21 protein-coding genes and 1 pseudogene are annotated in these 20,753 nt (G+C 72.9%); 11 read left to right on the forward strand and 11 right to left on the reverse strand.

What is annotated here, in order from left to right; all coding sequences use genetic code 11:
• Positions 1-61: 61 nt before the first annotated feature.
• Both ABZ887_RS03815 and ABZ887_RS03820 read left to right on the forward strand, forming a co-directional pair.
• Positions 62-178: pseudogene (locus tag ABZ887_RS03815) on the forward strand (RNA polymerase subunit sigma-70); the annotation flags it as partial.
• Positions 179-239: 61 nt separating this feature from the next.
• Complete coding sequence (locus ABZ887_RS03820) at positions 240-638, forward strand: SRPBCC family protein (protein ID WP_361282601.1); 399 nt, start codon at positions 240-242, stop codon at positions 636-638.
• A gap of 97 nt (positions 639-735) precedes the next feature.
• Here the strand turns inward: ABZ887_RS03820 and ABZ887_RS03825 are convergent, their stop codons facing one another.
• The 4 genes from ABZ887_RS03825 to ABZ887_RS03840 form a co-directional block, all read right to left on the reverse strand.
• A complete protein-coding gene (locus ABZ887_RS03825; protein ID WP_361282603.1) occupies positions 736-2,286 on the reverse strand; it encodes a hypothetical protein in 1,551 nt (516 codons plus the stop codon).
• Positions 2,286-4,385: a hypothetical protein gene (locus tag ABZ887_RS03830; protein ID WP_361282605.1), complete on the reverse strand. Its 2,100-nt coding sequence runs from the start codon at positions 4,383-4,385 to the stop codon at positions 2,286-2,288. The genes ABZ887_RS03825 and ABZ887_RS03830 overlap by 1 nt, the downstream gene beginning before the upstream one ends.
• Before the next feature lie 94 nt (positions 4,386-4,479).
• Positions 4,480-5,451 carry a 2-oxoglutarate and iron-dependent oxygenase domain-containing protein gene (locus ABZ887_RS03835; protein WP_361282607.1) on the reverse strand — a complete coding sequence of 324 codons (972 nt, stop codon included), beginning with the start codon at positions 5,449-5,451 and terminating at the stop codon, positions 4,480-4,482.
• A complete protein-coding gene (locus ABZ887_RS03840) occupies positions 5,444-5,893 on the reverse strand; it encodes a nucleoside deaminase (RefSeq protein ID WP_361282609.1) in 450 nt (149 codons plus the stop codon). The genes ABZ887_RS03835 and ABZ887_RS03840 overlap by 8 nt, the downstream gene beginning before the upstream one ends.
• A 111-nt stretch (positions 5,894-6,004) precedes the next feature.
• Here ABZ887_RS03840 and ABZ887_RS03845 point away from each other — a divergent pair, with 111 nt between their 5' ends.
• Complete coding sequence (locus tag ABZ887_RS03845; RefSeq protein WP_361282611.1) at positions 6,005-7,318, forward strand: PucR family transcriptional regulator; 1,314 nt, start codon at positions 6,005-6,007, stop codon at positions 7,316-7,318.
• Here the strand turns inward: ABZ887_RS03845 and ABZ887_RS03850 are convergent.
• On the reverse strand, positions 7,315-7,899 hold the full coding sequence (locus tag ABZ887_RS03850; protein WP_361282613.1) for a hypothetical protein: 585 nt from the start codon (positions 7,897-7,899) through the stop codon (positions 7,315-7,317). The two genes, ABZ887_RS03845 and ABZ887_RS03850, sit on opposite strands and share 4 nt — an antisense overlap.
• Before the next feature lie 203 nt (positions 7,900-8,102).
• Between ABZ887_RS03850 and ABZ887_RS03855 the strand changes: the two genes are divergently transcribed.
• Positions 8,103-9,074, forward strand: a complete 972-nt coding sequence (locus tag ABZ887_RS03855) for a CorA family divalent cation transporter (protein WP_361282615.1) — start codon at positions 8,103-8,105, stop codon at positions 9,072-9,074.
• A gap of 82 nt (positions 9,075-9,156) precedes the next feature.
• On the opposite strand, the gene ABZ887_RS03860 is transcribed toward ABZ887_RS03855, so the two are convergent.
• The 3 genes from ABZ887_RS03860 to ABZ887_RS03870 form a co-directional block, all read right to left on the reverse strand.
• Positions 9,157-10,551, reverse strand: coding sequence for a cytosine permease (locus tag ABZ887_RS03860; protein WP_361282617.1), 1,395 nt, complete (start codon positions 10,549-10,551; stop codon positions 9,157-9,159).
• Between the two features lie 160 nt (positions 10,552-10,711).
• Positions 10,712-10,966, reverse strand: a complete 255-nt coding sequence (locus tag ABZ887_RS03865; RefSeq protein WP_361282619.1) for a chaplin — start codon at positions 10,964-10,966, stop codon at positions 10,712-10,714.
• Positions 10,967-11,150: 184 nt separating this feature from the next.
• Positions 11,151-11,801 carry an NAD(P)H-dependent oxidoreductase gene (locus ABZ887_RS03870; protein WP_361282621.1) on the reverse strand — a complete coding sequence of 217 codons (651 nt, stop codon included), beginning with the start codon at positions 11,799-11,801 and terminating at the stop codon, positions 11,151-11,153.
• 126 nt (positions 11,802-11,927) lie between these two features.
• Here ABZ887_RS03870 and ABZ887_RS03875 point away from each other — a divergent pair, with 126 nt between their 5' ends.
• A complete protein-coding gene (locus ABZ887_RS03875) occupies positions 11,928-12,278 on the forward strand; it encodes a helix-turn-helix domain-containing protein (RefSeq protein WP_361282623.1) in 351 nt (116 codons plus the stop codon).
• Positions 12,279-12,406: 128 nt separating this feature from the next.
• Here ABZ887_RS03875 and ABZ887_RS03880 read toward each other — a convergent pair whose 3' ends face one another.
• Positions 12,407-13,621 carry a hypothetical protein gene (locus ABZ887_RS03880; RefSeq protein ID WP_361282625.1) on the reverse strand — a complete coding sequence of 405 codons (1,215 nt, stop codon included), beginning with the start codon at positions 13,619-13,621 and terminating at the stop codon, positions 12,407-12,409.
• A 243-nt stretch (positions 13,622-13,864) separates the two neighbouring features.
• Between ABZ887_RS03880 and ABZ887_RS03885 the strand changes: the two genes are divergently transcribed.
• Complete coding sequence (locus ABZ887_RS03885; protein WP_361282627.1) at positions 13,865-15,556, forward strand: protein kinase; 1,692 nt, start codon at positions 13,865-13,867, stop codon at positions 15,554-15,556.
• Positions 15,557-15,632: 76 nt separating this feature from the next.
• Here the strand turns inward: ABZ887_RS03885 and ABZ887_RS03890 are convergent, their stop codons facing one another.
• Entirely contained in the window at positions 15,633-15,899 is a 267-nt protein-coding gene (locus ABZ887_RS03890; protein WP_361282629.1) for a PLD nuclease N-terminal domain-containing protein, read from the reverse strand.
• Between the two features lie 88 nt (positions 15,900-15,987).
• Between ABZ887_RS03890 and ABZ887_RS03895 the strand changes: the two genes are divergently transcribed.
• Complete coding sequence (locus ABZ887_RS03895; RefSeq protein ID WP_361283342.1) at positions 15,988-16,518, forward strand: DUF3515 family protein; 531 nt, start codon at positions 15,988-15,990, stop codon at positions 16,516-16,518.
• Between the two features lie 17 nt (positions 16,519-16,535).
• Here ABZ887_RS03895 and ABZ887_RS03900 read toward each other — a convergent pair whose 3' ends face one another.
• Positions 16,536-17,087: a TlpA disulfide reductase family protein gene (locus ABZ887_RS03900; RefSeq protein WP_361282631.1), complete on the reverse strand. Its 552-nt coding sequence runs from the start codon at positions 17,085-17,087 to the stop codon at positions 16,536-16,538.
• A gap of 63 nt (positions 17,088-17,150) precedes the next feature.
• Between ABZ887_RS03900 and ABZ887_RS03905 the strand changes: the two genes are divergently transcribed.
• The 4 genes from ABZ887_RS03905 to ABZ887_RS03920 all read left to right on the forward strand — a co-directional run bounded on the left by ABZ887_RS03905 (position 17,151) and on the right by ABZ887_RS03920 (position 20,753).
• Entirely contained in the window at positions 17,151-18,608 is a 1,458-nt protein-coding gene (locus ABZ887_RS03905; RefSeq protein WP_361282633.1) for a menaquinone biosynthesis decarboxylase, read from the forward strand.
• Positions 18,605-19,507, forward strand: coding sequence for a menaquinone biosynthesis prenyltransferase MqnP (gene mqnP, locus ABZ887_RS03910; RefSeq protein WP_361282635.1), 903 nt, complete (start codon positions 18,605-18,607; stop codon positions 19,505-19,507). Before ABZ887_RS03905 ends, mqnP begins: the two co-directional genes overlap by 4 nt.
• Before the next feature lie 85 nt (positions 19,508-19,592).
• Positions 19,593-20,237, forward strand: coding sequence for a UbiX family flavin prenyltransferase (locus ABZ887_RS03915; protein ID WP_361282638.1), 645 nt, complete (start codon positions 19,593-19,595; stop codon positions 20,235-20,237).
• A 60-nt stretch (positions 20,238-20,297) separates the two neighbouring features.
• The gene (locus ABZ887_RS03920) at positions 20,298-20,753 is read left to right on the forward strand and encodes an Lrp/AsnC family transcriptional regulator (protein ID WP_089099612.1); all 456 of its coding nucleotides are present in this window, start codon (positions 20,298-20,300) and stop codon (positions 20,751-20,753) included.

Here is a 20,753-nt window from a genome sequence, read left to right on the forward strand (position 1 = left end):
GACCCAGGTCACGGGAACCGGCCTTCGTCGTACGGACAGGTGGGAGGACGTGGCCACACATCTGCGAAGACGCATCCGCGCCGGAGACCACGACGCCTTCGCCGCCCTCTTCGACGCCTACGCGCGCTCGGTCCACAACCACGCCTACCGCCTGACCGGCGACCGGACCACCGCCGAGCCGCCCGCAGACAAGCGCCCGTAGGGGTGCGGATCCCGGAGGCCGGGGTCAGGCTGGTGTCATGACCGGTTCCATAGAACAGGGCACCAGTCAGACCCACGGGAGAACGCACATCCTCCACTTCCTGGTACGACTGCCGAGGCCGACGGACCAGGTCTGGCCGAGCCTCTCCACCCCGGAGGGCCTGGCCGCCTGGTTCACCCCGGCCGACGTCCTGCAACCGAGACTGGGCGGCACGGTCACCCTCGGTGACCTGGGCACGGGCACGGTGACCGCCTGGGACGTCGACCGGATCGCGGAGTACACGGTGGAGGGCGGCGGCAGGATCCGCTTCCACCTGGAGCGCGACGGCGACACGGGCAGCACCCTGCGCTTCACCCACGAGTTCAAGGGCGAAGGCGAGACGGAACCGGGCTGGCGCGCCAGATTCGAGCGTCTGATCGACTCCCTGAACTCTTGAGGCGCCTCGGCTGAGGCGCCCCGAAAGGGGCGCGGGGCTGTATCGATATGCGGCTCCGCCGCGTGGGCGCGACCAGCCCCCACGCACCCGCACCCGCCTACGAAGGCGGCAGACACTCCCGACTGGGCGGCTTCCCCTCAGGCCACGCAATGGTCACGAAACGTGACCCGCCCTCCGCCCGCAGCTCCACCATCGGCACCGCCTTGTCGTACGGATTCCCGTGGGCGTCGAGGCAGATCCATCCGCTCGCCCCGTCCACCCGCAGCGACCCCTTCACCTGCGGCCACTGCAAGCCCACGTCGGCCAGTGTCGGCACCCGCTTCCCCTCCGGTACCGCCTCCCGGATCCCGTGCACCGCGAGCCGCATCGCGTCGTAGGCGATGATCAGCTGCCCGTCGTCCAGGGCGACCGGCCCGATCGGCCCCACCGGCGCCTTCTCTGCGCTCGTCAGCAGCCCGGTCAGCGTCGCCATGTCCGCCGCCGAACCGCCCGTCTTCGGGCTGCCCCCGCCCCACGCGTCCGGATGGGCGAGGGCGGTGTAGCGGACGGCGAGGTTGTGCCGCAGGGCGCCGGGGTCCAGCTTCTTCTCGCCGGTCAGGTACGACCCCTCGTCCCCGGTCAGCACGGTGAACCTGCGGTCCTGGCAGCCCCGTCCGCCCAGCGCGTTGATGAACTGCCGCAGCTGGGTGTGGCGGCCGGCGAAGAGGATCGTGTCCGTCGTCCGCGAGGTGTCGCAGACCAGGTTGGTGATCTGCCGGAAGGTGTTCGCGGTCGTCCCCTCCTGGGTGCGGTCGGCCGGCGGCGTGAACGGCTGCGGCTCGTACGGCGAGCCCTTGATCAGCGCCGCGAACGAGGTCTGGAGCGTCCGCGTGTACGGGTCGCCCGGCTTGTCGTAGACGAGCAGCGCCCGGCCCGCGGTCACCTTCGCGAAGGAGGCCAGGGCGCGCGCCTCGTCGGTGTTGGTGGGGGAGACCCGGGCCAGGCCGGGGTAGGGGTCCTTGCCGCCCTGCCCGTTGGCGAGGTCGTCGGCGGTGATCGACGACCCCACCACCGGAATGCCCAGCCGGGTCAGCTCCTTGACGGCCTTCTTGTTGTTGTCGGTGCTCTGCCCGACCCCGGCGACCGCCCGCAGCCGGTCCGTGCCGCCGGTCATGCCGGCCAGCTGCGTGACCATCCGCTGCCAGTACTGGCTGGTCGCACCGGGGTTGGCCAGCACCAGCCGGATCACCGGGGACTGGCCGTTGGAGTCGTGGTTGGCCTGGTACTGGGCCAGGTAGGCGCCCTGGAGCTCGTGCTGGATGTCGGCGAGGCTCGCCGCCGCCGTCGCGGTGTACGGCAGCATCACCGCGACCGTGACATAACTCCCGGGCTTCAGGCGGGCGTTCTCGCGGGCGATCGCCTCGACGGTGTCCCGCAGCTGCGGATGCCCGAAGTCGAACGCGGTCGTCGCCACGCCCACGCACTCGTCGCTGCCCTCGGGCCGGGCCACCCCCGGCGCGCAGGACCGGTCGTCGTGGAGGACCACGCGTACCCCGACGACCAGACCGGCCAGCACCGCGGCCGTGACCAGCAGGGCGAGATAGCGGCGCAGCGGAATCTCCCAGACGCCCTCACGCAACCACGTGCCCACGCCCCGCCCCGCCGCCATCACGCCACCCCGCTCCGCTCGTCGTCACCGTCGTCGTCCTCCCCGTCCTCCCCGTCCGCCGCCGGCGGGCGTCCCGCCAGCGCGGCCGCCGGCCAGTCCCGGGAGGCCCGCCACAGCAGCGCGTTGCCGGCCGGCCGCAGGTTGGACAGCTGCTCCAGCTCGAAGCGCAGCCGGTCGCCCACCTTCGGGTCGGGCAGCACCAGCGGATCGGTCAGCAGCCACACCGCGTGCAGCAACCGCCGTATCCGCAGGTGCAGTACGGCGTCCACGCCGTCCGGTACGCGCTGCTGCGCGTCCGTGCGGCCGAGCGCCACCGCCGCCCGCCGGTCGCCCTGGCCGGTGAAGTCGCGGCCCTCGGCGTCATGGGCGTGGAAGTAGGGCGCGGCGGCGATGAACCGCAGGGTGTGCAGCCAGTCGCGGGTGTCCAGGACCGGGAAGCCGTCGCGCAGGTGGGCGACCGCTGGTCCGGCCTGTCCCAGGGCGAGCTGGTGGTGCAGCCGGAAGCGGGCCCGCCCGTCCGGCCGGTCCTCGGTGTAGTACGCGACCATCGTCTCGTGGGCGGTGCGCCAGCCGCTGTGGTCGGCGTCCCGCAGGTGCAGCCGGAGCAGCAGCAGGGTCCGTACGAAGGGGTCCCCGACGAACTGGCCGGGCACGGCGGGCAGCCCCTCCCGGGCGAGCCGGTTCTGCAGGGCGCGTACGTCGGCCGGGCCGAAGTCGTCCGGGAGCAGCGCGGTGGCCAGCGCGCACGCCGAGTCGTGGTCGTGGGCGGCGGCGAGGACGGTCAGCTCGTCGAGGCGGTCGGCGGGCACCAGCCGGTCGAGGAGCTGGAGGTAGGCCGGGGCGGCGGGGCCGTCCTCGACCGGCCGTACGGCGGCGGTCAGCAGGGCGCCCAGCGATCCCGTCCGCCCCGGGTTCTGTGCCGCGGCCTCGGCGAGCAGGGCGATGCCCAGCGGGTTGCCGCCGGTCAGCCGGTGCACGGCGTGCGGGAGCTGGGGCGCGGCCGGGGCGGCGACCAGGTGCAGGGTGTCGTCGGGGGCGAGCGGCGGGAGCGCGACCAGCAGCGCCCGCGAGGAGGGTACGGCCGGGTCCGGCGTCCACTCGCTGCGCCGGGCGACCCCGGCCAGCTCCCGCCGTATCCCGCCGCGCAGCAGCGCCCGGCCGTCGCCGCGCAGTCCGGCGACGAAGGCCACCTGGTCGGCGATGCCCCCGGCGCGGTCCCTGAGCACCGCCTCCACCAGGCCGGACCCCGGCCCGGCCTGCACGTTGTCGACCAGCACCAGCGGCCGCCCGAGCCGCTGCATCCGCGGCAGGACCCCCGCGTACGCCTCGGTCAGGTCGGCGAGCAGGGCCCGGACCAGGTACCGCTCGGCGTGCTCGCGGGAGGTGCCGCCCGCGCGGAAGTGCCCGGAGAGCAGGATCAGGCCGCGCTGGGCGTTCCCGCCCGCGTTGGGGTAGGTCCGGTACCAGACCGACGCCTTCTGGTGGCGGCGGCTGGCGAAGCCCTCGGCGACCGACTCCAGGGTGGCCTCGATGGCGCCGGAGACCAGCGGCCCGGTCCCGGTCGCGGCGGCGACCACCTTCGCCGCCACCTTCCCGGCCCACCGCCCCGCGAACCCGCTGATCCACGAGCCGCTCTCGTTCAGCAGCAGGATCCGCTCCACCTCGCGCCGGATCCGCTCCGAGTCCGCGTCGCCCCAGCCGCCGGCGGCCACCGCGACCAGGCCCGACATCAGTCGCGGGAAGGTGATCCGCCCGGCCCCGGTGACCGGTTCGGCGAGCTGCTCGGCGACGACCAGCAGCGCCTGCGCGACCGGCGACCAGGAGGCGGCGGGCCGCTCCGGCGGCGGGGCCGCGAACTGCTCGTCCGTGCAGTCGACGAGCGCGACCGGCGTGTGCCCCTTGTAGGCGTCCCGCAACTCGGCGAGCACCGCACTCTTGCCGAGCCCCCGGGCCCCGGTCAGCACGACGAACGGCAGCTCACCGGGGTGTTCGAGGGGGAGGGCACGATGCTGGTACGGCCGTAACCCGACGATCCTCGGCACGAGCCCGGCCGGCTCGACGTCGAACAGCGCCCCGCGCCCGTGCAGCCGTCTGTGCAAGACAGTCCCCCCTCAACACGAGTGTAGGAAGGGGGAGTTGCTTCGGGCCAGATCGCGTGATGACTGTTGGGTCACGAATCCTGACTCTGTGAGATCAGCCGACGGTGATGGAGTCCAGCTTCCCCCGGAGGTAGACGTGCGAGTCGACCGGCGGGTACGCCACCCTGCCGACCGGCGCCGGGACGGACTCCACGGTGGTGCCCGGGGTGCACTCGCCGAAGTAGACGAGCGACATCAGCTCCTCGGCGGGCGCGTCCGTGGGCGGCGGCAGCACCCGGTGCCGACCCGACCGCCACCGGTCGCCCGTCCAACGGGCCATCAGGTCACCGATGTTGATGGTGAAGGCCTCGGGATCGAAGGGCGCGTCCTCCCAGCCGCCCTCGTCCGTGTACACCTGCAGCCCGCCCTTGCCGGCCTGCCGGTCCAGGATGGTCACCGTCCCGAAGTCGGTGTGCGGCCCGATCCGGAACTGCCCCGGCGCGGGCTCGCCGAGCACCTCGGTCCCCGGGTACCAGTTGATGTTGAAGCCGTACGTCGGATGGTCCATGTGCCGGGAGAAGAAGTCCTGTTCGAGGCCGAGCGCGTACCCGAGGAGGGACAGCAGTTCCTTCTCCAGCTCGCCCATCCGGTCCAGGTACTCCTCGCAGAGCGTCCGCAGCTCCGGCACCTGGGCCGGCCACACGTTGGGCGCGTACCACTCGGCGTTGACCACCGGGTCCTCGAACGGCTCGTGGGTCGCGAAGGTCAGCGACTCCTTCAGGTCGGGCGGCGTCTCGGTGCCCTCCGAGTACCCGTTGGCCTCGGCGCCGGGCCCCAGCCAGCCGCGCCCGCCGACCTTCACCTCGTACGCCCGCTTCACCTCGTCGGACAGCGCGAAGAACCGGCGCGCGGCCTCCCGGACCCCGTTGCGGAGCTCCGGGTCGACCCCGTGCCCGGTGACGAGCAGGAAGCCGGCGGTCTGCAGGGCGGAGTCGACGGTCCGGGCGATGTCCTCGCGGGCCGTCGGGTCACCGTCCAGCCAGGGACGCAGATCGATGGTGGGGATGCGGGGCCGGAGCTCATTCACCGATGTCCTCATTCCACAGAGCCGGGTTGTCGTTGATGAAGTCGCGCATCATGGCGACGCACTCCTCGTCGTCCAGCAGGACGATCTCCACACCGTGTTCGGCGAGCCAGTCGTGGCCGCCGTGGAAGGTGGCCGCCTCGCCGATCACGACGCGGGAGATGCCGAACTGGCGGACCAGGCCGGAGCAGTACCAGCACGGTGACAGGGTGGTCACCATGGTGGTGCCGCGGTAGGTGCGCTGGCGGCCGGCCGCGCGGAAGGCGGCCGTCTCCGCGTGCATGGAGGGGTCGTCGTCCTGGACGCGCCGGTTGTGGCCGCGGCCGAGCAGGGCGCCGTCGGCACCGTAGAGGGCGGCGCCGATCGGGATGCCCCCCTCGGCGAGCCCGGCGCGGGCCTCGGCGACGGCGGTGGCGAGCCAGGAACGGGCTTGCGGTTGATCCATGACGTCACTCTCCCGTGGCCGAAACACGAGGGCAACGTGCGGAAAGTACCCTCCGGGCAACCCCCGGCCGGACGAAATGTCAGCGGCCGTGCCCGTCCCCTGGAGGTCACCGTGCCCGCACTCACCCTCCGCGAAGTCCTGGCTCTCGACCCCGTGCGGGCGGCCCGCCCCGAACTGCTCGCCGGGGAGGGCGCCCTCGACCGCCCCGTGCGCTGGGTGCACTCCAGCGAGGTCTACGAGGGCGCCAACTTCCTCGACGGCGGCGAACTGCTCCTCACCAACGGCTTCGGGCTGACCGACGCCGGCGACGAGGTCCGCCGCCGGTACGTGCGGGAGCTGGCGGCGCGCGGTGCGGCCGGGCTCGCGGTGGAGGTCGGGCGGGCGCTGCCCAGCATGCCGCCCGAGGTGACCGACGAGGCCTGCCGCCTCGACCTGCCGCTGCTCGCCCTGCACCGGGTGGTGCCCTTCGTCCGGATCGCCGAGGCCGCCAACCGGGCGATCGTGGCCCGGGGCCTGTCCGGCCGCCGTACGGTCGTCCGGCCCTGGGGCGACGACCACGCGGCGGCGCTCCTCGCCGACCTGGCCGACGGGCAGGCCCTCAACCAGCCCGAGGTGGAGGCCCGGGCCGCGCTCGCCGGGTTCCATCCCGGCCCCGGCGCCCGGCTCCTCGGTGTCTCGCTGCACGGCAGCCGGGGCGTGGGCGCGGTGGACCGGGCGGCCCGGGTACTGGGCGGGGCCGGGGCGCTGCGGGCCGCGTTCCCGGGGGACGTGCTGGCGCTGCTCGCGGTGCCGGCCGCGGTCGCCGGCGACCCGGTGCGGGCCGTGCAGGAGGCGTTCCGGGGTGCCGCCGAGCCGGGGGCCACGGTCGCCGTCGGACACGCGGTCGGCCCCGGCGGCTGGCTGCACTGGAGCGAGACGCTGCGGGCGGCCCGGACCACCCTGGAACTCGCGCTCACCGTGCCGCCCGCCGAACCGGCGCTGCCCGAGGGCCCGTCGGTGACCTCGGCCCGCGCCCTCGCCCTGGAGCGGGAGCTGACCCGGGGCGGGGTCGCCGCCAACCGCGACCGCCTCGCCGCCCTCGTCCAGCACACCCTCGGCCCGCTGCTGGCCTGGGAGGCGGCCCACGCCAGCGACCTGGTCCGCACCCTGGAGGTGCACCTGCGGCACGGCTGCTCCCCGACCCGCACGGCCGCCCTCCTGCACATCGGCCGCCAGTCCCTCTACCAGCGCCTGGAGCGCATCGAGTCCCTCCTCGGCCTGGAGATCGACGACCCCGACCTGCTCGGCGAACTCCTGACGGCGGCCTGCGCACACCGGGTGGTGCGGGGGCAGCGACCCGAAGGGGCGCGGGGAACTGCGCGACCAGCCACAACGGCGCGGCAGTCGGCAGACGACATGTCGCGGTACTTCCAGCGGAGCGCCTAGCGGAGCGCCTGGCCGCGGGTCCGTGCCCGGTCGCGGAACCAGGCGGCCGTTCCCACCAGCAGGGCCACGGCCAGCCCGTACAGCGGCAGCCACAGGGTGGTCGTGGCGGCCAGGCACTCGGCGACGGCCTTGCGGGCCTGGGTCTGCTGCGCGTACGCCAGGGCGGCGCCGTCGGTGCCGGCCAGGTCTCCCAGGGCGGCCTTCACCTGGAGGGCCTGGTACCGGCCCGTCAGTTCGCAGTCGTCGCGGGTACCGGGCATCGGGAACAGCCAGGCCTGCCGTTGCAGCAGGGGGGCCAGGGCGATCGCCACGCACAGGCCGACGACCAGCGCGTACGCGACCAGGCCGCGCAGGTAGGGCGAACGGAGGTCCGGCGTCCAGGCCGCCCGGCGCTGGAAGGCGGCGAGCACCGCGAGCAGCGTCACCCCGATGAAGGTGGCGAACCACTCCCATGAGCCCTGGGCCAGCGCGAACGTCAGCACCGCGGCGAGCCCGATGCCGATGACCCCGGGGGCGGGAACGGCGTCGCCCGCCGTGACGGAGGCCGGCCTCGGGGTCACTCGGGGGCGGGGACCGGTCACGGGCCTCTCCTGCGAGGGGGGAGACAGAACAGCGGGGGAGACCTCAGCATCCGCCGCGGGGCGCCGCGGCCCCGGGCACCATGCCGTACCGGCCCGCCGCCTCGCCCGGACGGCCCGCACCTGGTCGGCGGCGGCAGCACGTGCGCGCACCGCGGGCCGCCCGCAGGCTGGGAGCGTGGGCGACGGGATCAGCGGTGAGGGCGATGATCGTAACGATGGTGTCGGTGCCGGACGGGGGCATGACGCAGGTCTCCGTGCAGGAGGCGCGCCGGCGGCTCGCCACGGATCCGTTCCTGCTCCTCGGCGTCGAACTTCCCGAGGAGGAGGGACCGGCACAGGAGCCGGTGGTCCGGCAGCTCGGGCTGGACGACGAGGACCTGGAGTGGTTCGCCCGGCCGGACGGATCCCCGCGGGCCGAGTTCCTGGGCGAGACCGCCGGGTTCGTCGTGCCGGTGGTCCGTGGCGGCCAGGTCCACCATGTGCACGCCCTGGGCTCCGAACGCTTCCTGGTGGTCGTCCACTGGGGCCGTAGGGCCGGCCTGGCGGGGGACATCGCGGCACTGGTGCGGCGGGAGCGGCCGCGGGACGCGGTGGCCGCGCTGTTCCTGCTGCTCCAGGAGGCGCTCTCGACGTTCCGCCGGGCCGCGGTGGAGGCGCTGCTCCAGGTGGAGGAGCTGGAGGACGACATGTTCGAGGAGCGGCGCCCCGAGCAGGTCTACCGGCTGTCCCAGCAGCGCCGCCACTCCGCCGTCCTGCACCACGCGCTGCTGCCCTACCTCCAGGGGGTCGACGAGGTGATCACCCGCAGGATGATGAGCCCCGACTTCCCGGTGGAGCGGCAGCGGCTGGCCCAGGAGTTCCAGCGGGCGGCGCGCCTGGTCCTCGCGGACATCGAGTCCCTCCAGGACGCCACCCGCCGGGCCTTCGCCAGCTACGGCTCGCTGGTCGCGGGCGAACAGAACGGTGTGATCAACCGGCTGGCGATCGTGTCGGTGATCTTCCTGCCGCTGTCGTTCCTGACCGGGTTCTTCGGCATGAACTTCGAGTTCCTGACGAACCGGCTGGAGACCCGGGACGAGTTCTGGCTGCTCGCCGTGGGGCTCCAGCTGGTCGCCGTGATCGGCTCGCTCTTCCTGCTGCACCGCAGCCGGATCTGGCGGCGGTTGCGGGACTAGGCGCTCCGCTGGGTGGGGCCGCTTTGGGGTCGTCGGTTGGCTGCGGCTTTCGTTGTGGCTGGTCGCGCAGTTCCCCGCGCCCCTACGGGGCGCTGGTGCGCTTGCGCAGCACTGCGTACAGCACCGCGCTCACCGCGAAGCCGACCACGGGGGTGATGTCGCCGAAGGACGGCCAGTGCTTCGGGACGTAGCCCACGTAGTCCTCCTGGTTGGAGAAGAGCGGGACGGAGACCGCGACGCCGATCAGGAGGGCGGCGAGGCCGGGCCAGTTGGTGAAGGAGCGGTCGGCCAGGCGGGCGGAGAGTTCCTCGTCCGTCGCCGTACGGCCCTGGAGCCACCGCTCCACCAGGACGACTCCCAGCCAGGGCGCCACCCAGTAGGCGATGACGAGCAGGAACGCCTCGTAGGCCGCGCCCGCGTCGTCCAGCGAGGCCCAGGCGGCCGCCGTGCCGACGATGCCCGACACCACGACCAGGGCGCTGCGGCTGAGCCAGGTGGGGAGCTTCAGGCCGAAGGAGGCGATGGAGATCGCGCCGGAGTACACGTTGAGGGCGTTCGCCGAGACGCCGCCGAGCATGATGGCGAGCAGGACGAGGTCACCGAGCCAGCCGGGGAGGTGGCCGGTGAAGGCGGCCGTCGGGGTGGCGTCCTTCGGGGCGACGATGGTCGCCGAGGCCGCGCCGATGACGGCGACGATCGAGACCGACACGAACAGGCCGACGGCCGGCCACAGGACGGTCTTCGCCTTGTCCGCGGTGCGCGGCAGGTAGCGGGAGTAGTCGGTGGCGTACGGGTTCCAGCCGGCCGCGTAGCCCCAGGCCGCGCTGAACGCGAGCAGGAAGCCGCCGATGCCGCCGCCCGAGCCGCCCCCGCCGAGGTCCGCGTCCTTGAAGGTCCACACCCCGGCCAGCAGGAAGACCACCGCGAGCGCCGGGAACGCGTACTTCTCGAAGGTGTGCACGAAGTTGTGGCCGATGAAGCCGATGAGGATCTCGGCGACCACGACGAGGAGAAGGGAGGGCAGCGGGCGCAGGCCGGTCAGCGTGTTCAGGGCGAAGGCCGCGCTCACGCTGTTCACGGCGAACCAGCCGACGCCCGCGAGCAGGCCGTTGGCGGCGGAGGGCAGGATGTTGCCGAGGAAGCCGAAGGAGAAGCGGCCGATCACCATCTGCGGGACGCCGAACCGCGGCCCGTCCAGGGACAGCACGCCCTGGGTGACCGCGCCGAGCGCGGTGCCCAGCAGGATCGCGGCGGTCGCCGTCCAGAAGTCCAGGCCGAAGAAGAGGACCGCGATCACGCCGATGTAGACGGTCGCGAACTCGATGTTGGGAGAGGCCCAGGTCCACAGCAACTGGAGCGGGCTGCCGTGGCGTTCGGCGTCGGGGATCGGTTCCGAGCCCGCCGCCTCCACGGCGATGACCCGGTCGCCGTACTCGGGCGCGATGCTGGTGGTGGAACCGGCGGGAGCAGTCGTCATACGAGGTAAGTGTCGGGATCGCTCCCGGTGCGGCCCAGGGGCGCACTGTCCGCTTCGGGCGGCTCACCGGCGTACAACCTGCACGCAGTCGGGGAGTTCCGGAGGCTCGGCGGCCTCCGGAAGTTCCCTCGAACAGCCGGGTCAGGAACTGACGGGTTCGTCAGTGGTTGATGCAGACGTTGCCGCCGGTCGCGTTGAACAGGGCGATGATGTTGATGCTGTTGCCGCACACGTTGATCGGGATGTTGATCGGTACCTGGACGACGTTGCCCGACAGTACGCCCGGGCTGCCGATCGCGGCGGCGTGGGCGGTGGCGCCGCCGCCACCGTGGCCGTCGGCGTAGGCGGCGGTGGTGCCGGTGAGGACGAGGGTGGCGGCGATGGCGCCGGTGGCGGCGAGAGCACGGATGCGCATGAAAGCCTCCTGATAGGGGGTGCGAACCCGTTCATCACAACCGCCCGCAACCGGACCCGCATCTGCTGCTGGGCCGATCGGCGCAACCGGCCCCGCAACCGGCCCCGCAACCGGCCCCGCAACCGGCCCCGCAACCGGCCCCGCAACCGGCCCCGGAACGGGGGCCGGAGACCGGTGGGTGCGGTTACGCGGCGAGGCGGTCCGCCAGCTCCTTCGCCTTGCTGGCCGCGTCCTGGAGGGCGCGGTCGCGGGAGGCCTCGTAGAGCGGCACGAGCTCGGCCATCGCCGGGTTCTGCGGGGCCATGGTCAGCTCCGGCACGATGAAGTCGACCTCCAGGCCGAGGCCTTCGCCGAGCAGCGCGGTCAGGTAGTTCTGGACGTACTCGAACGGCTCCCGCGGGGTGCCCGGCGCGTACGAGCCGCCGCGGCTGGCCACCACGGTGACCGGGGTGCCCTTGGCGGAGGGGTTCTCGCCCATCGTGCGGTTGAACAGGATCACGTTGTCCAGCCACGCCTTCAGCGTCGACGGGATCGTGAAGTTGTACATCGGGGCGCCTATCAGCACCGCGTCCGCCTGCTCCAGCTCCTCGATCAGCCGCACCCGGGCCGCGAAGGCGTCCGCCTGCTCGGGCGTGTGCGCGTCGGGGGCGGCGAAGGCGGCGGTGTGGGCGGCCGCGGTGAGGTGCGGCACCGGGTCGGCCGCCAGGTCGCGGTAGATCACGGTGCCGTCGGGGTGCTGCGCCAGCCAGGCCGTGCGGAAGGCGTCGGTGACGGCACGGGACGAGGAGGCCCCGCCGGGGAGGAGGGACGAGTCGATGTGGAGAAGGGTGGCCATGAGATGTCTCCGGATACACGGGCCCAGGGCAGGGCCGAGGGGCTGAGAATTCGTACTCAGCTATAGATAACACAGGTGCTTACTTTTTTTCAGCCCCCACCCGTGGTGGGGCGGTACCCTGATCCCATGGCGGTGGAGCAGGCTCATGACCCGGACGCGTGCGCAGGTGTGGACGCCGGCATCACGCGCGTCTTCCAAGTGCTCGGCAAGCGCTGGAACGGCCCGATCCTGTCCGTCCTGATGGACCAGCCCACGCACTTCGCCAACCTGCGCCGGGCCATCCCCGGCATCAGCGAGCGCATGCTCTCCGACCGGCTCACCGAACTCGGGGCCGCGGGGCTCGTGGTGCGCGAGGTCGACGAGGGGCCGCCGCTGCGGGTCGCGTACCGCCTGACGGCCGCGGGGGCCGCGCTGGAACCGTCGCTGAAGACGCTCGGGGAGTGGGCGAGGGACCACCTTCCCGACGCGCCCTGCTGAGCGCCGCGCCGTCGTTCGTGTGCGGCGCCGTTGTGGCTGGTCGCGCCCACGCGGCGGAGCCGCACGCGGATACAGCCCCGCGCCCCTGAAGGGGCGCTCGATGCTCGGGCGTTGGTGAAGCGGGCCGGTCACTCGGGGAGCCGGTCCAGGAGCCACTCGGCGAGTTCCCCGGTCATCAGGGCGTGCGTGTCGTTGCCCGAGGAGAGCAGGAAGTCGTCGGCGTCCGAGTCCTCCGGCGGGAGTTCGCCGATGTCGGCGTACAGGTCGTCCTGCTGGTCCAGGTCGCGGATGGAGACCGCGCTGACGGACGGCACGAAGCACACGCTCCGGTGCGCGAGGTCGGTGTTCTCGCCGGCCGCCGCGAGCGCGTCGGCGAGGAGGCCGAAGGACTCCAGGGTGCCGCCCGGCGCGCCGTCGAGTTCGGGGAAGCCGCTCGTGGTGATCGAGTGCGGCCCGCCGAGCACGCCGTCCACCACGGCCAACTCCGCCTTCTCGCCCTGCGCCTGGGCGAGGAAGCGGGTGCCGTCGAAGAGCGGCCCGGTGCAGCTGAGCGTCTTCGCCCCGGCGCGGACGCCGTTGCCGGTGCCGTCGCCGCGGCCGCTGGACACGGCGAGCACGCGGGGGATGCGGGGCCAGTCGCCGACGTCGTTCAGCCGCCGCCTGAACTCGGTCCGCAGCGGGCTCTCCGCGGGGGTGCCGTCGATGCCGTCGAGGTGGCGCCAGAGGAGCTGCCGGGCGGCGGGACTACTGATCTGCCGGAGGTAGGTGTCGTCGTACGGGGCGAGGTGGTGGGCGAACGCCTGGAGGCCGATCGGCAGCCAGGCGCCCCGGTGCGGGCTGTCGAACGACAGGTAGACGCCGGTCCGGTGATCGAGATGCTGCGTCTCCATCAGGGCCAGCGTGTACCGGGCGACGAGGCCGCCCATGCTGAACCCGCCGACCAGGAGCCGGGCGCCGCCCAGCTGTTCGGCGACGGTCCGGGTGATCGCGGCGGTCATGGTCCGGGCGTTCCGCAGGATCGACGCGCTGCGCTCGGCGAACCCGACGAGGATCAACGTGCGTCCGCGGCGCCGCAGTTCGCTGACGAACGGGAACGGGCCGTTCTCCATGCCGTTCCAGAGCCAGTCGAAGTCGGTCGGCCCCAGGTTGAACCCGTCGGCCAGGACGACCGGCCGGACCATGCCCTTGGGGCCCGCCCCGTAGTACACCCGGGCCCTGCCGCCGGGCAGCTCCCACTCCTCGTCGGCCGGGGGCGCCGGTGCGGCCGCCCGTCCGCCCACCGGGGTCACGAGCCCGAACGACCCGGCGGCCCGCCTCGCCTTCTCGACCTTGCTGTCGGCCACAGAGATCCCTTCCCACGCTGCCGGCAACGGTTCCGGGAAGATCCTTCGCGTACGAACCAGGCATCACGCACTTACGCCATGTTTTCACCAATGCGTGTTAAATGGTGCGATTTGTAGCCGGGCGGGGCCCCGAAGGGCAGACCGGAGGGCAACTTGTCGTACAGGGGCGGGAATTGGTCATTCGCCGCGCGTACCGGTCCTATGCTGACCGCGTCTTGGGGAGCACGCGGCACGGGAGGGATCGTGGCAGCTCTGGAGCCGGGCGATCCGAGCTCCGTCGGGGAGTACCAGCTGCTGAGGCGGCTCGGCGCGGGCGGGATGGGCCGGGTGTACCTCGGGCGCTCGCCGGGCGGCCGGGCCGTCGCCGTGAAGGTCGTCCACGCCGAACTGGTCGCGGGCCAGCCGGAGTTCCGGTCCCGTTTCCGCCGCGAGGTGGAGGCCGCGGGCAAGGTCAGCGGCGCGTTCACGGCGCCCGTCGTGGACGCCGATCCGGACGCCCCGCTGCCGTGGCTGGTCACCAGCTACATCGCCGGGCCCTCCTTGCAGGAGGCGGTGGCCGAACAGGGGCCGCTGCCCGCCGCGAGCGTGCTCGCGCTCGCCGCGGGACTGGCCGAGGCGCTCACCTCCATCCACGCGGCGCAGCTGGTGCACCGGGATCTCAAGCCGTCGAACGTGCTGCTCGCCGAGGACGGGCCGCGGGTCATCGACTTCGGCATCGCCCGCAGCGTCGAGTCGGCCACCATCACCCGGGCCGGGCTCATGGTCGGCTCGCCCGGGTTCATGTCGCCGGAGCAGGTCGCGGGCGGGGAGGTGACCGGCGCGAGCGACGTGTTCGCGCTCGGCGCGGTCCTCACCTACGCGGCCACCGGCGGCAACCCCTTCGGCGACGGGCCGACCCCCGCCCTGCTCTACCGGGTGGTGCACGACGAACCCGACATCGGCGCCGTCACCGATCCGGACCTCGCCGCCCTCATCGCCCACTGCCTGGCGAAGGACCCGGCCGACCGGCCCACCCCGCGCGAGATCCTGGCCCGGGTCGCCCCCGCCGCCGACACCACCGCCCTTCTCGCCCGACCGGCGGCGGACCCCCGGGCCGGCCTCGCGAACCCGGCCCCCGCGCCCGCCGTCACCCGCCCGGTCACCCGGCTCGACCCGGCACCGCCGCCCCCGTCGCCGCCACCGGACGGCGTGCGCCGCCGCGCGCTGCTCGTCTCCGGGGGAGTCCTCGCGGTCGCCGCGCTCGGGGCCGTACCGGTCGCACACGTCCTCAGCCGGGCCGGGAACGGGAACTCCGCGCGGCGCTCCACCGGCACGGGCGCCGTCTCCGTGCCCTCTCCGCTCGCCGCCTGGCCGCTGGACGAGACCGCAGGGACGGTCGCCGCCGACGACACCGGCCGCTACGACGGCACCGCGACCGCGGTCGGCTGGGGCCGGGGCCAGGACGGGACCGCCCTGTTCGACGGCGGTTCCAGCCAGGTGGTGACCCGGGGGCAGGTGCTCCGCACCGGCAGGGGCCGCGCCTTCACCGTCTCGGCGTGGGTGTGCCTGAGCGGCCGGCCGGCGTCCTTCGCCACCGCCGTCGCCCAGGACGCGGGCGACACGAGCGGCTTCTACCTCCAGTACTCGCCCGCCGAGAACCGCTGGGCCTTCGCCCGCCCCGGCCTGCGCGCCCTGTCGTACAGCGTCCCGGAACCCGGGACCTGGACCCACCTGGTCGGCGTCTACGAGGGCCTGCGCAACCAGCTCGTCCTCTACGTCGGCGGCACCCAGGAGGCCGGCATCAACGACACCGCCCCCGTCGCGGCCCCCGGCCCCCTCACCATCGGCCGCGCCACCGGCCCCACCGGCCCCACCGACTGGTTCCCCGGCTCGATCAAGCAGGTCCAGGTGTTCCAGCGGGCTTTGACGGCGGCGCAGGTGAAGGCACTGCTCTAGGACCACCCGGTCCCTTGCTCCAGGACCACCCGGTCCCTTCGACGGCACGTGCCGACGTTCCGGCCGTCCCGCCCGATCAGTCGGTGCGCGGGTCCTCCGGCTTGAGGGACTTCAGGAACTCCGGGTTGTCGTCCGGTGCGACCCAGTGCTCGCGCGGCTGCCGGGTCCGGCCCACGATCAGCCAGGCCACCGGGCCGACCAGGACCTCGCCGAAGAGCAGGATGACGAACACCCACGCCAGCTTCGGCAGGGCGCGGACCTCGTCCTCGGGGGTGTTCAGGCAGTCCACGAAGGCGTAGATCCACAGCGCGAGGACCAGCAAGTAGGGCAGATACCTGAGCATGGCGGCCAGACTAGCGGGTGACCGGGGCCGCGGATCGGCAGCCGGGCATCATGGTTCTCCTCATGAGGGGAGGGGACCGGCGGTGGCCATGATCATGGGTGCCCGGCCTCGCGGGAAGCGGGTGCCGGGAAGCGGGCGGTCCCGCAGGAGCCGGGCAGCCGTCGGGCTGGCCGTGCTCGGGCTGCTGGCCGGTGCCGGACTGGTCGCCGGTGAGCTGGACTCGCCGGTGTTCGGGCTGGCGCAGGGGCCGTTCGCGAAGGACCCGGGGTGCGGGCGGCTCGCGGACCGGTATCCCGACCGGCTCGGGGGCGCCGTCCGGGACCGGGTGTCGTACGCGGGGCTCGCGGCCTGGGGGCACGGGACGGTGGAGCTGCGCTGCGGCGTGAACCCGCCGGCGCCGACCACGGACGCGTGCGTCAGCGTGGACGGCGTCGACTGGGTGTGGCGGAAGACGGCCGCCGACGGCCGCCGGAAGCTCGTCACCTACGGCCGCAGCCCCGCCGTGGAGGTCTCCGTCGCCGGTTCGGTGACCGGCATCGACGCGGTGCTGGTGGACCTCAGCCACCTGGTGGCGCCGATCAGGGGCGGCGCCGAGTGCCTGGACGCCACGGGGAGCTGAGCCGGAGCGGGGCCGCGCTACTCCGCCAGCAGCGGCCGGGTGATGCTGCGGACGTCGGCCTCCGTCACCTGGCTCAGGTACTTCGCGGCGATCTTCCCGTCCCGGTCGATGAAGAGGGTGTACGGCAGCGCCTGCGGCCGGTACCCCTTCGGCAGCCGGACCAGCTTGCGGCTGCCGGGGTCGTGCAGGCTCGGGTACACCAGGTCGTGCTCCTCCTGGAACGCGCGCCCGCTGTCCCGCCGGGCGTCCGTGTCCACCCCGAGCACCTGGACCCCCTCGGCCGCCAACTCCTGCTGCGCCTTGGACAGTTCGGGTGCCTCGGCGCGGCAGGGACCGCACCAGGACGCCCAGACGTTCAGCACGACGACCTTGCCCCGGTACCCGGCGAGGCTGACCGCCCTGCCGTCGAGGCTGCTGCCGGTCAGGTCGGGGGCCGCCTTCCGGTCGGCGACCGGCACCCGGGTCAGCGGGGAGACGGGTGCGGCACCCGCCTCCCGCGCCGGCGCACACGCGGCCAGCGGAAGGACGACGAGCAGGGCGAGCAGCGGTAACCGGCGATGACGTGTCACGGCCGACGAGTATGCAGGGGGCGGTGACCGGGCCCGGACCCCGGGTGGCCGATACTGGGACACATGGCTTACGACGATCTTCGCTCCCTGCTCCGGGCACTGGAGCGCGAGGGAGACCTCAAGCGTGTCAAGGCCGAGGTCGACCCGTATCTGGAGGTCGGGGAGATCGTCGACCGGGTGCAGAAGGCCGGCGGACCGGCGCTGCTCTTCGAGAACGTGAAGGGGTCGAGCATGCCCCTCGCGATGAACGTGTTCGGCACCGACCGGCGGCTCCTGAAGGCCCTGGACCTGAAGTCGTACGGCGAGATCTCCGAGAAGATCGGCGGGCTGCTGCGCCCCGAGCTGCCGCACGGGTTCGTCGGCGTGCGCGAGGCGTTCGGGAAGCTCGGCGCGATGGCGCACGTACCGCCGAAGAAGGTGAAGTCCGGGGACGCCCCGGTCCAGGAGGTCGTCCTGACCGGCGACGACGTCGACCTGGACCAGCTCCCGGCGCTGTTCACCTGGCCGCAGGACGGCGGCTCCTTCTTCAACCTGGGGCTCACCCACACCAAGGACCCCGAGACCGGCATCCGCAACCTCGGCCTGTACCGGCTCCAGCGCCACGACCGGCGCACCATCGGCATGCACTGGCAGATCCACAAGGACAGCCGCAACCACTACCAGGTCGCGGCGCGCAAGGGGGAGCGGCTCCCGGTCGCGATCGCCTTCGGCTGCCCGCCCGCCGTCACCTACGCCTCCACCGCCCCGCTCCCCGGCGACATCGACGAGTACCTCTTCGCCGGGTTCATCGCCGGCAGGCGGATCGAGATGGTCGACTGCAAGACCGTTCCGCTCCAGGTCCCCGCCAACGCCGAGGTGGTCCTGGAGGGCTGGCTGGAGCCGGGCGAGATGCTCCCCGAGGGCCCCTTCGGCGACCACACCGGCTTCTACACCCCGCAGGAGCCGTTCCCGGCGCTGACCATCGACTGCGTGACGATGCGCAAGCGCCCGCTCCTCCAGTCGATCGTCGTCGGCCGCCCCCCGACGGAGGACGGCCCCCTCGGCCGCGCCACCGAGCGCTTCTTCCTGCCCCTCCTGAAGATCATCGTCCCGGACATCGTGGACTACCACCTCCCCGAGGCCGGCGGCTTCCACAACTGCGCGATCGTCTCGATCGACAAGAAGTACCCGAAGCACGCGCAGAAGGTCATGCACGCGATCTGGGGGGCGCACATGATGTCCCTCACCAAGCTGATCGTGGTCGTCGACTCCGACTGCGACGTCCACGACCTGCACGAGGTCGCCTGGCGGGCCCTCGGCAACACCGACTACGCCCGCGACCTCAGCATCGTCGAAGGCCCGGTCGACCACCTCGACCACGCCTCCTACCAGCAGTTCTGGGGCGGCAAGGCGGGCATCGACGCGACGAAGAAGTGGCCCGAGGAGGGTTACACGAGGGACGGGGGCTGGCCGGACATGGTCCTGCCGGACCCGGATACGGCGGCGAAGGTCGACCGCCGCTGGAAGGAGTACGGACTGTGAGTTCCGCATCCGCCGCGCTCCCGCAGCCGGGACGCACCAAGGCCTTCCTGCGGCTGGTGATGATCGAGCACTCGGTCTTCGCGCTGCCCTTCGCGTACATCGCGGCGCTGACCGCGATGTTCGAGCTGGACCGGAACATCCACTGGGGGCGGCTGCTCCTCGTCACGATCTGCATGGTCGGCCTGCGTACCTTCGCGATGGCCGTCAACCGGATCATCGACCGCGAGATCGACGCCCGGAACCCGCGCACCGCCCACCGCGAGCTGGTCACCGGCGCGATGAGCGTGAAGCACGCCTGGACGGGCGCGCTGATCGCGGTGGCGGTCTTCCTCGGCTCGGCGGCCCTCCTGAACCCCCTCTGCCTGGCCCTGGCCCCCATCGCCGTGATCCCGATGGTGGTCTACCCCTACGGCAAGCGGTTCACGAACTTCCCCCAGGCCATCCTCGGCCTCGCCCAGGCCATGGGCCCGATCGGCGGCTGGCTGGCGATCACCGGCGAGTGGTCCTGGGACGCGGTGATCCTCGGCCTCGCGGTCGGCATCTGGATCGGCGGCTTCGACCTGATCTACGCCTGCCAGGACGTCGAGACCGACCGCGAGATCGGCGTCCTGTCGGTCCCGGCCCGCTTCGGCATCCCGGCCGCGATCTGGGGCGCCCGGGTGTGCCACGCGGTGGTGACCGGCCTGTTCGTCTGGTACGCCCTGGCGACCGGAGCCGGCGCGTTCTTCTGGCTGGGGCTCGTGATCGTGGCGGGCGCGTTCGTGTACGAGCACAACATCGTCCGCCCGCACGACCTCTCCCGCCTCAACCGCGCCTTCTTCAGCGTCAACGGCTTCATCGGCATTGCCCTCTTCGTGTGCGCACTGCTGGACCTGCTGGTCCGGGGCCTGAGCGCCTGAGTACCGTCGGCCACCGTGGACCCGTCCTGAACTCGCCGGGTCGCGCCGGTACGCTCAAGATGTGAACGCAGGAGAAACGCAGCGCGTGCCTTGGATCGTGGGGGTGTCCGGGGCGTCCGGAACGCCGTATGCCGCTGCTGTGCTGCGGGCCCTGCTGGACGCGGGGGAGAGCGTCGACCTGGTGGTCAGCCGGGCCTCGCGGCTCACCCTGCTGGACGAGACCGGGATCTCCTTCCGGGACGCGCACTGGGAGGAGGACCTGGGGGAATGGCTGGCACGGGGGGCCGACGGCAAGCCGGGGACCTTCCGGACGGACCTCGCGCGGGTGCGGTACTGGAGCGCCGGGGACCTCGCCGCCGGGCCGTCCTCCGGGTCGTACCCGGCGAAGGGCATGCTGATCGTGCCGGCGTCCACCGCCGCCGTCGCCGGTGTCGCGCTCGGCCTCTCCAAGGACCTGCTCCAGCGGGCGGCCAGTGTGACCCTGAAGGAGCGCCGGGCCCTCGTGGTCGCCGTCCGCGAGACCCCGCTGAACGGCCAGACCCTGCGCCATCTGGTCACCCTGGACGATCTGGGGGCGGTCGTCGTCCCCACCTCACCCGCCTTCTACGCGGGCGCGACCCACATCCAGGACCTGGTCGACTTCGTCGCCGGCCGGGTGCTGGACGCGGCCGGTGTGGGGCACCGGCTCTACCGCCGCTGGGAGGGCGACCTCGGCGGCGCGAACAAGTAGCACCACCCCCGCACCACCTCTCATCCACTTCGGGAACTTTCAGCGGAAGGCTTCGATCGCATGGACGCCGTGGACAGGCAGCTCATCCAGGCCCTGAGGGAGAACGGCCGGGCCTCGTACGCGGAGCTGGGCCGCCTCGTCGGACTGTCGGGACCCAGCGTCACCGACCGCATCAACCGGCTGGAGGCGGCCGGTGTCATCACCGGCTACCGCGCCACCGTCAACGCGGCCTCGCTCGGCCTCGGTGTCATCGCCCTCATCGGCATCTCCCTCTCCGACGCCGCCGACCACGAGGACGTGGCGCAGCGGCTGCGGGACCTGCCGGAGATCGAGGACTGCTGGTTCATCGCCGGCGACGACTCCTTCATGCTCAAGGTGCGCTCGACGGACGTCGACGGCCTGGAGAAGACCATCCGGCGGCTGTCCGGGACGAAGGGCGTCTCCCGGACCCGTACCACGATCGTGCTGTCCACGAAGTGGGAGAACCGGGTCGGGGAACTTCCCGAAGAGGCATAG

Origin of the sequence: Streptomyces sp. NPDC047061 (assembly GCF_040643955.1) — a bacterium.
GTDB lineage: Bacteria > Actinomycetota > Actinomycetes > Streptomycetales > Streptomycetaceae > Streptomyces.

Coding starts and splice junctions, on each gene's coding strand:
- ABZ887_RS03820 (WP_361282601.1), top strand. CDS start 240: ATGACCGGTTCCATAGAACAGGGCACCAGTCAGACCCACGGGAGAACG.
- ABZ887_RS03875 (WP_361282623.1), top strand. CDS start 11,928: ATGGCGGTGGAGCAGGCTCATGACCCGGACGCGTGCGCAGGTGTGGAC.
- ABZ887_RS03865 (WP_361282619.1), bottom strand. CDS start 10,966: ATGCGCATCCGTGCTCTCGCCGCCACCGGCGCCATCGCCGCCACCCTC.
- ABZ887_RS03840 (WP_361282609.1), bottom strand. CDS start 5,893: ATGGATCAACCGCAAGCCCGTTCCTGGCTCGCCACCGCCGTCGCCGAG.
- ABZ887_RS03855 (WP_361282615.1), top strand. CDS start 8,103: ATGATCGTAACGATGGTGTCGGTGCCGGACGGGGGCATGACGCAGGTC.
- ABZ887_RS03890 (WP_361282629.1), bottom strand. CDS start 15,899: ATGCTCAGGTATCTGCCCTACTTGCTGGTCCTCGCGCTGTGGATCTAC.
- ABZ887_RS03905 (WP_361282633.1), top strand. CDS start 17,151: ATGGCTTACGACGATCTTCGCTCCCTGCTCCGGGCACTGGAGCGCGAG.
- ABZ887_RS03895 (WP_361283342.1), top strand. CDS start 15,988: ATGATCATGGGTGCCCGGCCTCGCGGGAAGCGGGTGCCGGGAAGCGGG.
- ABZ887_RS03825 (WP_361282603.1), bottom strand. CDS start 2,286: ATGGCGGCGGGGCGGGGCGTGGGCACGTGGTTGCGTGAGGGCGTCTGG.
- ABZ887_RS03920 (WP_089099612.1), top strand. CDS start 20,298: ATGGACGCCGTGGACAGGCAGCTCATCCAGGCCCTGAGGGAGAACGGC.
- ABZ887_RS03860 (WP_361282617.1), bottom strand. CDS start 10,551: ATGACGACTGCTCCCGCCGGTTCCACCACCAGCATCGCGCCCGAGTAC.
- ABZ887_RS03870 (WP_361282621.1), bottom strand. CDS start 11,801: ATGGCCACCCTTCTCCACATCGACTCGTCCCTCCTCCCCGGCGGGGCC.